This is a genomic window from Stutzerimonas sp. FeSN7, assembly GCF_030263795.1.
In the GTDB taxonomy this organism is placed as follows: domain Bacteria; phylum Pseudomonadota; class Gammaproteobacteria; order Pseudomonadales; family Pseudomonadaceae; genus Stutzerimonas; species Stutzerimonas stutzeri.
On record NZ_JARPMN010000001.1, the window covers coordinates 4124115 to 4137949 of the forward strand.

The following is a 13835-nucleotide window of genomic DNA, read 5'->3' on the forward strand; positions in this document are numbered from 1 at the left end:
CGAGATGAGCCAACCCGACACGACCCTGCAGTCCCCTTCGCGCCGCACCTTGCTCAAGGTCGGCAGCCTCGCCCTGGGCGGGCTGGTGATCGGCTTCACCCTGCCGTTCGCCGGACGCAGCTTCGCCGAGCAGATCCTGAACGAAGGCCCGGAAGACCAGCCGATGTCCAACGCCACGGCGCTGGATGCCTTCATCAGCATCGACCGCGACGGCCAGGTCACCTTCACCGTGCCGAAGATCGAGATGGGCCAGGGCGCGCAGAGCGGCCTGGCGGTGATGGTCGCCGAGGAGCTGGAGATCGGCCTCGAGCAGATCACCCTCAAGGAAGCCCCGCCGAACGAGCAGATCTACAACGACAAGCTGCTGAATTTCCAGGCCACCGGCGGCTCGACCTCGATCCGCAGCAACTGGGAGCCGCTGCGCCAGGCCGGCGCGGCGGCGCGCCTGCTGCTGATTCAGGCCGCGGCCCAGCGCTGGCAGCTGGGCGCCGATCAGCTGCGCGCCGAGAACGGCCGCGTACTGGGCCCGGACGGCCAGAGCCTCGGCTATGGCGAGCTGGTCGAGGACGCCGCGAAGTTGCCGGTCCCCGAAGACATTCCGCTCAAGCCGGCCGATCAGTTCAGGCTGATCGGCAAGCCGACCCGGCGCCTGGATACACCGGCCAAGGTCGACGGCACCGCGCGCTTCACCATCGACCTGGTGGTGCCAGGCATGAAATACGCCTCGATCCGCGCCTGCCCGGTGCTCGGCGGCGCCCTGCGCGAGGTCGACGAACGCGCGGCCCGGCAGATACCGGGGGTGATTGAGGTGGTGCGGCTGGACAATGCCGTGGCGGTCATCGGCGAACACACCTGGGCTGCCTTCGCTGGCGTGCGCGCGCTGGAGATCGACTGGGCGCTGGGCGACAACGCCGGCATCGACTCGGCGCAGATGGAGCGCGAGATCAGGGGGGCGCTGGACAAGCCCGGCGCCATCGCCAACGAGCAGGGCGACATCGATGCAGCACTCAAGGACGCAGCCAACACCTTCGAAGCCGAATACGAAATGCCCTTCCTCGCCCACGCCGCGCTGGAGCCCATGACCTGCGTCGCCGAGGTGCGCGCCGACGCCGTCGAGCTGTGGGTCGGCACCCAGGTGCCGGTGCGCGCGCAGACGGCCGCCGCCGAGGCCGCCGGGCGCCCGGCCGAGCAGGTGATCGTCAACAACCAGCTCATCGGCGGCGCCTTCGGCCGGCGGCTGGAGGTGGACTTCATCAGCCAGGCGGTGGCGATCGCGGCCCAGGTCGATTATCCGATCAAGCTGACCTGGACGCGCGAGGAAGACACCACCCACGACATGTACCGCCCGCACTACATCGACCGTTTCGCTGCCGCGCTGGATGCCGAAGGTCGCCTGCAGGGCTGGCGCCACACCATCGCCGGCGCCTCGGTGCTGGCCCGTTTCGCGCCCGAGGCGGTGCCGGAGAACGGCCTGGACGGCGATGCGGTGGAAGTCGCCATGCATCCGATCTACGCGATGCCGAACCTGCGGGTGAACTACGTGCCGGTACCACCCCGGGCGCTGCACCAGTCCTGGTGGCGCGGCGTCGGCCCGCTGCGCAGTACCTACATGCTGGAAAGCTTCATCGACGAGGTGGCCCGCAGCGTCGAGCAGGACCCGGTCGACTACCGCATGGCCCTGCTCGGCAGCCATCCCCGTGCCCAGGGCGTTCTGCGTCTGGCTGCGGAAAAGGCCGGCTGGGGCGAACCGCTCGAGGCCGGGCACGGTCGCGGCGTGGCCGTGCAGGAGGTGTTCGGCAGCTTTCTCGCCACGGTGGTCGAGCTGCAGGTCAGCGAGGACAAGGGCGTCAGGCTCAAGCGACTGGTGGTCGCCATCGACTGCGGGCAGGTGATGAACCCGGTATCGGTCAAGTCGCAGATCGAGGGCGGCACCCTGTTCGGTCTGTCGGCCGCGCTGTTCAACGAAATCACCGTGCGCGAGGGCCGCGTCGAGCAGACCAACTTCCACGACTACCGGCAGTTGCGCATCAGTGATGCGCCGCCAGTGGAAACCTACATCGTCGAGAGTCGCGAGGCGCCCGGCGGGGTCGGCGAGGCCGGCACGGCGATGATCGCCCCCGCGCTGGTCAACGCCCTGGCGGCCGCCAACGGCACGCGCATCCGCCGCCTGCCGCTGGCACGCGCCGGCTACTACGTGATCTGAGGAGTCCCAGCATGAACAATCGATTCACAACCGGCAGCCTGCTGGGCGCTGCCCTGGCCCTGTTCGGCACGGCGGCCATGGCGCAGCAGGCGGACGACGCCTTGCTCGAACGCGGCGAATACCTGACCCGCGCCGCGGACTGCCTGGCCTGCCACGTCACCGAAGGCGGCAAGCCCTACGCCGGCGGCCTGCCGGTGGAGATGCCGTTCGGCACGCTGTACTCGACCAACATCACGCCGGACAAGGAAACCGGCATCGGCAACTGGGCCGACGATGAGTTCGTCGAGGCCATGCAAAAGGGCGTCGGCCCGGATGGCCGCCACTACTACCCAGCCTTTCCTTATACCTCCTACACCCTGATGCCGCGCGAGGACATCCTCGCCATCAAGGCCTACCTGTTCAGCCTGGAACCGGTGAACCAGCCGAACCGGGAGAACGACATCGGCTTTCCGTTCAACCAACGCTGGGGCATCGCCCTGTGGAACCTGATGTTTCTCGACGACGAACGCTTCGAGCCGGACCCGCAGCAGTCCGCGCAATGGAACCGCGGCGCCTACCTGGTGGAAGGTCCGGGGCACTGCGGTGAATGCCATACGCCACGCAACGTCATGCAGGCGAAGCAGAGCTCCAAGGCGCTCGGTGGCGCGACCATCCAGGGCTGGGCGGCGTGGAACATTACCGGCGACGAGCAGAGCGGCATCGGCGGCTGGCCGGACGACGCCCTGGCGGCTTACCTGGCCACCGGCGTCGCGCCGGGCTACGGCGTGGCGGGAGGGCCGATGGCCGAGGTGGTCAACCACAGCCTGCGCCACCTCACACCCGAGGATATCCAGGCCATGGTCGTCTATCTCAAATCGGTGCCCGCCCAGCCGGCGGACGTGAAACGCCCCGAAGCCCGCTCACTGGCCAATCAGCCGCCCACCGAAAGCGAGCACCCGCTGGGGCAGAAGCTCTTCGCCGACGCCTGCGCCAGCTGCCACCAGTGGGACGGCAGCGGCCGCCAGAGCGACTACGCCGCGTTGCGCGGCCTGCGCACGCTGAACGACCCGCAGGGCCTGAATCTGGTCAGGGTCATCCTCGATGGCGACGCCCTGCACGGGCCCAGCGGGCATCACCTGATGCCGGCCTTCAACCGGCACTTCAACGATCGGGAAGTGGCGGAGCTGGCCAACTTCATGCTCGAGCATTTCGGTGCGCAGCCCGGAGCGCTGAGCGCAGGGACGATTTCCGAGCGGCGCTGAAGCCCATCGCGCCGCCCCCGCGGCGCGGGCTGACGTCAGTTCACGTAGCGGCGCGCAGCCTGTTGCAGCAGGCCTTCCTGCTTCATCTGATCGAGGGTGCGTTGCAGCTTCTCGACGACCTCGTCGGGAGTTTCCTTGTTCATCGCCAGGTAGAGGTCGACCCGACTCAGGGTCAGGGCCACCGCCAGCGGGCCGACGCCGGCCTGCTTGGCTTCGTATTCGCCGGAGGGGTTGGTGGTCGCCCAGAGATCGAACTGGCCGGCCTTCAGCTTGGCCGGCGTATCGATCAGCGAACTCTGCACCTCGATACCCCGGCTGATCAGGTACTGGCTGCCGACGCTGCCGTCCTTCGAGCCGATGCGGTACTGCCGGGCCTCCTCCAGGCTGGAGATCTGGATCGGGCTGTCGGGGCGCTTGAGCAGCACGATCTGGATCTCGCTGAGCGGGCCGACCCACTTGTATTTCGGCTCACGCTCAGGCGTACGGCTGAGGGAGAACACGGCGAAGCCGGGCGTTTTTTCCGCCAGCTGCTGCAGGCGGCTCCAGGGGAAGCGCAGAGTCAGCGTGTAGGGTATGCCGGCACGCTTGAACAGAGCGGCCACAACCTCGGCGTCGATGCCGCTGATGGCCTCCTCCTTCGCGAAGTTCTTGCCGTCATTGGCCATGCTGAACGGCGGGAAGTTCTGCGTGAGCAGGTTGACCGTATCCTGGGCGTTGGCCGAGGCGAACGGGAGTAGTGCGAACAGCGCGCCCAGAACGGCAGAGCGCAGGGTCTTGTTGCGGGTTGGCATGTTGAAGTCTCGGGTCGATCGAACGTTGTTTTTATGAGCGCGCCCGGCATCGTGGCAGGGTCGGCTGTCGGCAGTGTGTCGCATGTCCGCAACGGAGCGTGACGGACGTCCATGCGGCGTCGAACGGTAACAGGCCCTTGCGCGGCAATCTCTGCAGCCGGTCACTTATGTGGCACGTGCCGCTGCGGCGCGTCGACGCGATGGCGCTGCACCAGCAGCCCTGCCGTGCTTGTACAGCGACGATTTCGTTCCCGGCGCGAACGGTCATTCGTCGAAAACCTGCCGTCCGTTCGTCGCACAGCCGCCCCCATGGTGGCACTTGCCGTATTCTCGCCGGCTATCGGAGTCTGCCGATCCGAGACACAGTCGGGCATATAAATCGCATCCAACACATCCGAACTGTGGCGCGCCATACCTTTGGCGCCGCGGGTTTCCCGCACAACAACTGTGGTCCGCCTGCGGGCGGTGGTTTGTCGAAACATCGGGCCTTCCCGATTGGATGTGAAATGAAAACACCACGTCTGCTACAAGGTCGTCGCGGCCCTGTGCTCTCCGTTTTCCTGCTTCTGCTGATCGCCGCCTGCGTGGCCTATTGGCAGCTGCGCCCAGCCGCGCCGTCGACGCCAGCCACTGGCGCGGCGGCGAGCATGCTCGAAGCCCTGCAGGAGTCCACCGCCCCCTGGCAGGCCAATCGCCGCGATCTCTCGGTACTGCTGGCCGACCTGCGTGGCGCCAGCATCGCCAGCGCCGCGCTGGGCAAGGATGCGGTCTACGTCAGCCTGCACGACGGCCTGCGCTACTGGGTGCCGGACCAGTCCGGACGCGTGGCTGGATTGCTGCTCGAGCAGTACGCGCAGAGCAACGGCGAGCTGTTCCCGCTGGCGATGTTCCAGACCGACGCGGAAAAGCCCTTCTACACCTACCTGCTGCCCTACTCGCCGATCGCCCTGCTGCTGCTCGGCGCGGCAATCTTCTTCGCCATGAAGACGCGCAGCTTCGAGGTGCAGCGCAAGGGCAGCGGCATCACCTTCGCCGACGTGATCGGCGCCGCCGAGGCCAAGCAGGCGCTCAGCGACGTCACCGCCTACCTGCGTGACCCGGGCGCCTATGCACGTCTCGGCGCCCGTCCGCCCAAGGGCGTGCTGCTGACCGGCGAGCCGGGCACCGGCAAGACCCAGCTGGCCAAGGCGCTGGCGAGTGAATCGAATGCCAGCTTCATCCAGGTCACCGGCAGCGATTTCTCCTCGATGTACTTCGGCGTCGGCATCCAGAAGGTCAAGGCGCTGTTCCGCACCGCGCGCAAGCAGGCACCATGCATCATCTTCATCGACGAGATCGACGGCATCGGCAAGCGCGCCGAGCAGACGCGCTCCAGCGATGCCGAGAGCAACCGCATCATCAACCAGTTCCTCGCCGAGATGGACGGCTTCGACGGCGCCAGCGGCGTGCTGGTGCTCGGTGCCACGAACTTCCCCAACTCGCTCGACCCGGCGCTGGTGCGCGAAGGCCGCTTCGACCGCTCCATCGCCGTCGGCCTGCCGGGACTGGATGACCGCGAGGCGCTGTTCCGCCTCTACGCCGGCAAGCTCAACGCTGCCGACGACCTGGATTTCCCGCAGCTGGCGCGCAATACCGTCGGCCTGACGCCGGCGGCGATCGCCTACATCGCCAACCATGCCGCACTGCTGGCCGCCCGTACCGGCGCGCAGCAGGTGAACATGGCCCACTTCGTCGATGCAGTGGAAACCTGCCGCATCGGTGAGCAGCCGTCCGGCGTGACGCCGATGTCGCCCACCGACCGCAAGCGCATCGCCGTGCACGAGGCCGGCCACGCGCTGGTGGCCGCGGCGTTGAATGTCGGCCGGGTGGAGAAGGTCACCATCCTGCCGCGCGGCCAGGCACTGGGCGTGACCCTGGTGACGCCGGTAGAGGACAAGCGCCTGCACATGTATTCCGAGCTGCGCAACCGCATCCAGATGCTGCTGGCCGGGCGCGGTGCCGAGCAGCTGTATTTCCACGAAGTCTCCTCCGGCGCCGGCCAGGATCTGCAGGAAGCCTCGAAGATCGCGCTGTCGATGGTCGGCGCGCTGGGCATGGGACCGAACGGCTCGCTGCTCAGCCTGCAGGCCGTGCGCGACGCCCATATCGAGTTCGATTCCGGCGAGTCCATCCGCGCCGCCGACCAGTTGCTGCAGCAGCTCTACAGCGACTGCATCGCCTTGCTGCAGCGTCTGAAGCCGGCCCTGGACGAGATCGCCGACAAGCTGCTGGCCGAAGAAACCGTGCCGGGCGAAGACGTGCTGGCGGCCATCGAGCGACTGCCGGCGCAGCATCACGAAGCCAGCGTCAGCTCCATCATCGGCCATGCGCTGAGCAGCATCGACCGTGTCGCCGCCAGCGCCATGGAGGGGGCCGACCGTTTCGAACTGGCTCCGGTGGTCTCGCCGGACGAGGACGACGAAGGCCCGACCCGGCTCTGAGTCGGGTATAACCGGGTGCCGGCCCGCTCAGTGCAAGGCCGGCGCCCGCTCCTCCTGCAGCGTGGCGATACCGGCCAGACGCCGCGACAGCACGCCGAAGCGTCGGCGGTACTGTGCCGGGGTCAGGCCGACCTTGCGCCGGAACAGCCGGCCGAAAAAGCCCGCATCCTGATAGCCCACCTCCCAGGCGATCGCCTCCACCGACAGCTCGCCGCTCTCCAGCAATTGCTTGGCCTCCTCCAGACGCAGGGTGTGGATGTAGTCCAGCGGCGTCAGCCCGGTGGCCAGGGCGAAGCGGCGCTGGAAGGTGCGCTCCGGCAGGCCGCTGATGCGCACCATGGCACTCACCGGCGCCTCCTCCTCGTAATGCTGTGCGGCCCATTCCTGGCAGCGGGCGATGATCGGATCGGCCAGCTGACCGGTGCGCATCATCGCCGCGTAGGCCAACGGACCGCCGCCTCGCTGGCAACCACCGAGGCCGCGCTGCAGGCCTCGCCTGAACTGGTGATGGGCCATGTCCTGCACGCCTGGCTCTATCTGCTTGGCACGGAGGCAGCTGCCCTCCCGGTGGCCCGGGCCTCGCGTGACCGCGCCCTGGCCTTGCCGCACAACGAGCGGGAAGCCCGTCACCTGCACGCCCTGGGGCTGCTCATGGATGGCCGCTGGTACGCCGCCGGCCGCGCGCTGGAAGACCTCAGCGTCGACTATCCCCACGACCTGCTCGCCCTGCAGGCCGGCCACCAGATCGACTTCTTCACCGGCGACGCCCGCATGCTGCGCGACCGCATCGCCCGCGTGCTGCCGGACTGGTCGCTGGAAGTGCCGGGCTACCACGCCCTGCTTGGCCTGTACGCGTTCGGCCTCGAGGAAAGCGGCGACTACCGCCTTGCCGAGCGCCTGGGCCGTGAAGCGGTGGCGCTGCAGCCCGACGATGCCTGGGCCCAGCACGCCGTTGCGCATGTACTGGAAATGCAGGGGCGGCGCGAGGAAGGCATCGCCTGGATGCGCGGCAATCCGGCCTGGCAGCAGGACAGCATGCTCGCCGTGCACAACTGGTGGCACCTGGCGCTGCACCATTTGGAAATGGATGACTTCGACAGCGTCCTGGCCCTGTTCGACGGCCCGCTGAACGGTCACGGCAGCACCCTGGCGCTGGAGCTGATCGACGCCAGCGCGCTGCTGTGGCGCCTGCAGCTGCGCGGGGTGGAGGTCGGCCAGCGCTGGTCCGGCGTGGCCGAGCGCTGGGCGGCGATGGCCGCGGATGGCTGCTACGCCTTCAACGACTTCCATGCGGCGATGGCCTTCGCCTGCGCCGGTCGCGACGACCTGCTCGACCTGTTGCACGACGCACAGCGGCGGGCCTGCGGGCGCGCTGACGACAACGCACGCTTTACCGCCCTGGTCGGCGCTCCGGGAGTCGGGGCGGTCGAAGCCTTCGTCGAGGGCGACCATGCGCGCTGCATCGATCGGTTGCGGGGCATCCGCAATCAGGCGCAGCTGTTCGGCGGCAGCCACGCCCAGCGTGACCTGATCGACCAGACGCTGATCGTCGCCGCCCAGCGTGCAGGCCAGCAGGGTCTCGCTCGTGCGTTGCAGCGCGAGCGCCTGATGCTGGCCGAGCAGCGGCGCATGCAGTGAAGGAAGGGAGTGAGGGAGAGGCAATGGACGCCTCCCCCTTGCGTGACGCTAAGGCAGCAGCACCAGGCGGTTGGGCAGTTCGTTGCGCTCGTGGGTCTTGGGTACATGCTGCGCCAGCAGTGCACCGCTGGCTTCGATGCAACCGAGGAAACCTTCGAGCACCTGTCCCTGCTTCACCCGCTCGGTGAAGCAGCCGACGATGGATTCCCAGGCGGCGTTGTCGATGCGACTGGAGATACCGCGATCCACCAGGATTTCCACATAGCGTTCGGCTTCGGAGACGAAGATCAGCACGCCGGTATCGGCCTCGGTGTGGTGCAGATTGAGTTCGATGAACTGCCGCCGCGCCAGATTGCAGGCGCGCCAGCAGCGCACCGAACGCGGAATCAGTCGGCTGGTCACCCCGGGCAGCCTGAACAGCAGCGCCAGCACGATGAAGGTCGCCCATTGCACCAGCAGCAGCTGCCAGGCGCTCAGCCAGCCGCTGAAGAACAGTAATGCACCAGGCAGCAGCAGCGCGATCAGGCTGGCCCAGAGCAGTGGGATGTAGTGGTAGTCGTCGGCCTGCGCGGCGAGCACCGTCACCAGTTCGGCGTCGGTGCTGCGCTCTACGCGCTCGATCGCCTCGGCCACCTGCCGCAGTTCGCTTTCGCTGAGTAAGGTCATCGTTCGTCCATCGTCCGTTTACCAGCCACCGGAAGCGCCGCCGCCACCGAAGCCACCACCGCCTCCACCGAAGCCTCCGCCGCCGAAACCGCCACCGCCAAAGCCGCCTCCGCGCCCCATGCCACCGAGCAGCGCGCCGAGCAGCAGGGCGCGACGTCCACCGCCGCGACCGCCACGGCCACCGCCGAGCACGAAGATCGCCACCAGCATCAGGAAGAACGCCAGCACGCCGAAGCCACCGGGTTCCTGCTGGCCCATCGGCATGACCGGCCGCAGCTCCGCCGGCAGCGGATCGCCGCCGAGCACGGTGATGATCGCCTGCGTGCCTTCGGTGATGCCGGCCGTGAAGTCGCCGCGCTGGAAGGCCGGCGCGATGACCCGGTTGATGATCACCGAAGACTGCGCGTCGGTCAGGCGATCCTCCAGCCCGTAGCCGACCTCGATGCGGATCTTGCGGTCGTCACGGGCGACGATCAGCAGTGCGCCGTTGTCCTCGCCCTCCTGCCCGATACCCCAGGTGCGACCCAGCTCCAGGCCGAATTCCTCGATGCTGCGCCCGCCCAGGTCCGGTACGGTGACCACCACCACCTGCTCGCCGGTGGCCTGCTCGTGGGCCGCCAGCATGCTGGTCAGGCGCGCCTCGGCCTGGGTATCGAGCAATTCGGCGCGATCGACCACGCGACCGGTCAGCGCCGGCAGCTCGGCCTGCTGCGCGAACAGGCTGCCGGCCCAGAGCAGCAGGGCCAGCAGCAGCGGAAACCGGCGCGTCATTGAAACTGCACTTGCGGCGCCTGCTCGGCGTTCTCGGCCGTCGCCTCGAAGTTCTCGCGAATCGGCATGTCGCTGTACATCAGCGTGTGCCAGATGCGGCCAGGGAAGGTGCGGATCTCGGTGTTATAGCGCTCTACCGCCGCGATGAAATCACGCCGGGCCACCGCAATGCGGTTCTCGGTGCCTTCGAGCTGCGATTGCAGGGCGAGGAAGTTCTGATTGGATTTGAGCTCCGGATAGCGCTCGGATACCGCCATCAGCCGGCTCAGGGCGCCGGTCAGCTGATTCTGCGCCTGTTGGAACTGCTGCAGCTTCTGCGGATCATCCAGGGTGCTGGCATCGACCTGAATCGACGTGGCCTTGGCCCGCGCTTCCACCACCGCGGTGAGGGTTTCCTGCTCCTGACGAGCGAAGCCCTTGACCGTTTCAACCAGGTTGGGAATCAGGTCGGCACGCCGCTGATATTGGTTCTCTACCTGCGACCAGGCGGATTTCACCTGCTCGTCATAGCGGGGGATGTTGTTGATCCCGCAGCCGGCCAGCAGCCAGGACATGAGGACGACAACCGTCAGTTGCCAGGTGTAGCGAAAACGCTGCGTATGCATGATGCGCCTGTCCATTGTGTTAACCAGTACTCAGATAAGAATAGCCAAACGCCATAAGAGTTCAGGCCGGCAACGAACGTGCCTGGCTGTGGCTCAAAACGAGCTACAGCTTCCGCCAGGGCGCGCGCACCAGCAGCGCCTTGCAACGCGTCTGCAGATGTTCATGCAGCAGCCGCACCGGTTTGCTCAACTGCGCGCGATGGGCGCAGAGCAGGGTCAAGGGCGCCGCCTCGCCGAGACAGTCTGGCAACAACACCTGTAGACGGCCCGCGGCCACGTCGTCGGCGATATCCAGCCAGGACTTGTAGGCCAGCCCACCGCCGGCCAGCGCCCAACGTCGCACCACGTCGGCATCGTCGCTGACCCGATCACCGCTTACCTGCACGGTGCGCACCCGGCGGCCCTCCTGAAAGCACCAGCGGTCGTGCACGCGTCCGGCGAGCATGAAGCGCAGGCAGTTGTGCCCGGCCAGTTCGTCCAGCCGCTGCGGCGCGCCATGGCGCTGCAGGTAGGCCGGTGAGGCGCACAGCACCCGGCGATTGCCGGCCGCCACCGGTAGCGCCACCAGGCTCGAATCCTGCGGCTCGCCGTAACGCAGGACCAGGTCCACTGGCTGGCGGAACAGGTCGGTCAACCCGTCGCCCAGCAGCAGGCGCAGCTGCAATTGCGGATGGCTCGCCTGGAATTCGTCGAGCCAGGGCAGCAGAACGTTGCGCCCGAAGTCGGACGGCGCCGACAGCTGCAGCACGCCGCTGATCGCCTCGCGCCCGCCAGCGAGCGCCTGGGCACCCTCGTGCAGGCTGGCCAGTGCTGCCCGGGCATGCAGCAGATACGCCTCACCCTCGGCAGTCAAGCGCAGGCTGCGGGTGGAGCGCGCGAACAGTCGCGCCCCCAGGCTCGCCTCCAGGCGCTTCAAGGCCGCGCTGGCCACCGCCGGCGACACGTCGAGCGTGCGCGCGGCCGCGGAAAGGCTGCCGCTGTCGGCGGTACGGACGAACAGCTGCAGATCGTCGATACGCAGCATTTTCAAAATCCTGTTGAAAGAGACTCGCTTATCGCCCCGTTTTTCTCCCGAGTCAAATAGCTGAGCATGCCCTCCCACCGAATCCATACGGAGCAACAGCATGAAAGCGGTCGCCTACTTCGAATCCCTCGCTATCGACGATCCTCGCGCACTGCAGGACGTGGAACTGCCCGAGCCGGTACCCGGCCCGCGCGATCTGCTGGTGGAGGTGCGCGCCATTTCGGTCAACCCGGTGGATACCAAGGTACGCCGCAACACGCAGCCCGAGGGCGGTCAGCCGAAGGTGCTGGGCTGGGACGTCGTCGGTGTGGTCGTCGGGGTGGGCAGCGAAGTCAGCCTGTTCAAGGTCGGCGACGAGGTGTTCTACGCCGGCTCCATCGCCCGCGTCGGCGGCAACAGCGAACGCCATCTGGTGGACGAGCGCATCGTCGGGCGCAAGCCGCGGAGCCTGAGCTTTGCCGAGGCCGCCGCACTGCCGCTGACTGCCATCACCGCCTGGGAGCTGCTGTTCGAACGCCTGCAACTGGTGGAAGGCCAGGGCGCCGGGCAGCAGTTGCTGATCGTCGGTGCCGCCGGCGGCGTCGGCTCGATCATGCTGCAGCTGGCCCGTCAGCTCACGAAGGTCAGCGTGATCGCCACCGCCTCGCGTCCGGAAACCCAGGCCTGGGCCCGCGAACTCGGCGCCCATCATGTCATCGACCATAGCCAGCCGCTGCACGCCGAGCTGCAGCGCGCCGGTTTCGCCAGCGTCAGCCATGTCGCCAGCCTGACCCAGACCGATCAGCATTTCGACCAGCTGGTCGAGGCACTGACGCCCCAGGGCCGCCTGGCGCTGATCGACGATCCGGCCCAGCCGCTGGACGTGATGAAGCTCAAGCGCAAGAGTCTGTCGCTGCACTGGGAGCTGATGTTCACCCGCTCACTGTTCGAGACGCCGGACATGATCGAGCAGCACCACCTGCTGCAGCGCGTCAGCCAGCTGGTCGATCTGGGCGTGCTGCGCACCACCCTCGGCGAGCACTTCGGCACCATCAACGCGGCCAACCTGCGCCGCGCCCATGCCCTGCTGGAAAGCGGCAAGGCCAAAGGCAAGATCGTGCTGGAAGGCTTCTGAGCTAGATAGCCTCCAGGCTAGATCACTCCGGCCGCGCGCAGGCCGGCGATCTGCTCGTCGTTCATGCCCAGCAGGCGCTGCAACAGCGCCTCGCTGTGCTCGCCGAGCAGCGGCGGCGGGTTGCGGTACGCCACTGGCGAAGCGGACAGCCGCAGCGGGCTGGCCACCTGCGGCACACGGCCGGCCAGCGGATGCGGCATCTCCACGCTCAGCCCGCGATGCTGCACCTGTGGGTCGGCGAACACCTGCGCCAGGTCGTTGATCGGCCCGCAGGGCACGCCGGCCTGCTCCAGCGCACTGACCCATTCGGCCGTGGTGCGGAACACCGTGACCTGGCGGATCAGCGGAATCAGTTCGGCGCGATGGGCAACGCGCGCGCGATTGGTGGCGAAGCGGGCATCAGCCGCCCACTCGGGACGCCCGGCCACCTCGCAGAACTTGCGAAACTGACCGTCGTTACCGACGGTGAGGATGATGTCGCCGTCGGCAGTGGGAAAATCCTGATAGGGCACGATGTTCGGATGGGCATTGCCCATCCGCCTGGGCGCCACGCCGGTGGTGAGATAGTTGAGCGCCTGGTTGCCGAGGCAGGCGACCTGCACGTCGAGCAGCGCCGTGTCGATATGCTGGCCCTCGCCGCTGCGTTCGCGATGTGCCAGCGCAGCGAGCACGCCAACCGTGGCGTACAGGCCGGTGAGGATATCGGTCAGCGCCACGCCGACCTTCACCGGCCCGGCGCCCTCCTCCGCATCGCTGCGCCCGGTCAGGCTCATCAGCCCGCCGAGGCCCTGGATCATGAAGTCGTAGCCGGCACGTGTGGCGTAGGGGCCGTCCTGGCCGAAACCAGTGATCGAGCAGTAGATCAGCCGCGGATTGATCGCCTTCAGGCTTTCGTAATCCAGCCCGTAGGCGGCCAGCCCGCCGACCTTGAAGTTCTCCAGCAGCACATCGCACTGCGCCACCAGCTCGCGGATGACGCGCTGGCCCTCGGGCCGGGTGAAGTCGACGGTCAGCGATTGCTTGTTGCGGTTGGCGGTCAGGTAATAGGCGGCCTCCGAAGTGTTCTCGCCGTGCTGGTCCTTGAGATAGGGCGGGCCCCAGTGGCGGGTATCGTCGCCCGTGCCAGGGCGCTCGACCTTGATCACCTCGGCGCCGAGATCACCGAGGATCTGCCCGCACCAGGGCCCGGCGAGCACGCGCGACAGGTCGAGAACACGGATATGGGACAAGGCGCCGGGCATGGACGAAACCTCGAAGGCTATTGGATGGAGCAAGCACCCTCTCCTTCCTGGGAGAGGGGTG

At 67.6% G+C, this 13835-nt stretch carries 12 protein-coding genes; 5 read left to right on the top strand and 7 right to left on the bottom strand.

Features of this window, described 5'->3' with window-relative positions:
• Positions 1–4: 4 nt before the first annotated feature.
• Positions 5–2203: a xanthine dehydrogenase family protein molybdopterin-binding subunit gene (locus P5703_RS19735; protein ID WP_285589203.1), complete on the top strand. Its 2199-nt coding sequence runs from the start codon at positions 5–7 to the stop codon at positions 2201–2203.
• A gap of 11 nt (positions 2204–2214) precedes the next feature.
• Positions 2215–3444: a c-type cytochrome gene (locus P5703_RS19740; RefSeq protein WP_125459944.1), complete on the top strand. Its 1230-nt coding sequence runs from the start codon at positions 2215–2217 to the stop codon at positions 3442–3444.
• Positions 3445–3479: 35 nt separating this feature from the next.
• Here the strand turns inward: P5703_RS19740 and P5703_RS19745 are convergent, their stop codons facing one another.
• The gene (locus P5703_RS19745; protein ID WP_013981582.1) at positions 3480–4235 is read right to left on the bottom strand and encodes a substrate-binding periplasmic protein; all 756 of its coding nucleotides are present in this window, start codon (positions 4233–4235) and stop codon (positions 3480–3482) included.
• A 506-nt stretch (positions 4236–4741) separates the two neighbouring features.
• On the opposite strand from P5703_RS19745, the gene P5703_RS19750 reads away from it, so the two are divergent.
• The gene (locus tag P5703_RS19750; protein WP_019407008.1) at positions 4742–6715 is read left to right on the top strand and encodes an AAA family ATPase; all 1974 of its coding nucleotides are present in this window, start codon (positions 4742–4744) and stop codon (positions 6713–6715) included.
• 27 nt (positions 6716–6742) lie between these two features.
• Here the strand turns inward: P5703_RS19750 and P5703_RS19755 are convergent, their stop codons facing one another.
• Positions 6743–7231, bottom strand: a complete 489-nt coding sequence (locus tag P5703_RS19755; protein ID WP_234545491.1) for a helix-turn-helix domain-containing protein — start codon at positions 7229–7231, stop codon at positions 6743–6745.
• Here P5703_RS19755 and P5703_RS19760 point away from each other — a divergent pair.
• A complete protein-coding gene (locus P5703_RS19760) occupies positions 7223–8353 on the top strand; it encodes a tetratricopeptide repeat protein (protein ID WP_279642480.1) in 1131 nt (376 codons plus the stop codon). The two genes, P5703_RS19755 and P5703_RS19760, sit on opposite strands and share 9 nt — an antisense overlap.
• A gap of 48 nt (positions 8354–8401) precedes the next feature.
• Here the strand turns inward: P5703_RS19760 and P5703_RS19765 are convergent, their stop codons facing one another.
• The 4 genes from P5703_RS19765 to vimR form a co-directional block, all read right to left on the bottom strand.
• Positions 8402–9019 (bottom strand): TPM domain-containing protein, encoded by a 618-nt coding sequence (locus tag P5703_RS19765; RefSeq protein WP_011911684.1) that lies wholly within the window; start codon positions 9017–9019, stop codon positions 8402–8404.
• An 18-nt stretch (positions 9020–9037) separates the two neighbouring features.
• Positions 9038–9790, bottom strand: a complete 753-nt coding sequence (locus tag P5703_RS19770) for a TPM domain-containing protein (protein ID WP_013981578.1) — start codon at positions 9788–9790, stop codon at positions 9038–9040.
• Positions 9787–10395 (bottom strand): LemA family protein, encoded by a 609-nt coding sequence (locus P5703_RS19775; RefSeq protein ID WP_013981577.1) that lies wholly within the window; start codon positions 10393–10395, stop codon positions 9787–9789. Before P5703_RS19775 ends, P5703_RS19770 begins: the two co-directional genes overlap by 4 nt.
• Before the next feature lie 103 nt (positions 10396–10498).
• Complete coding sequence (gene vimR / locus P5703_RS19780) at positions 10499–11419, bottom strand: transcription regulator VimR (protein WP_285589219.1); 921 nt, start codon at positions 11417–11419, stop codon at positions 10499–10501.
• Positions 11420–11519: 100 nt separating this feature from the next.
• Here vimR and P5703_RS19785 point away from each other — a divergent pair, with 100 nt between their 5' ends.
• The gene (locus P5703_RS19785; RefSeq protein ID WP_020306775.1) at positions 11520–12533 is read left to right on the top strand and encodes a zinc-binding alcohol dehydrogenase family protein; all 1014 of its coding nucleotides are present in this window, start codon (positions 11520–11522) and stop codon (positions 12531–12533) included.
• A 17-nt stretch (positions 12534–12550) separates the two neighbouring features.
• Here the strand turns inward: P5703_RS19785 and P5703_RS19790 are convergent, their stop codons facing one another.
• A complete protein-coding gene (locus P5703_RS19790; protein ID WP_020306776.1) occupies positions 12551–13774 on the bottom strand; it encodes a CaiB/BaiF CoA transferase family protein in 1224 nt (407 codons plus the stop codon).
• Between the last annotated feature and the right edge of the window lie 61 nt (positions 13775–13835).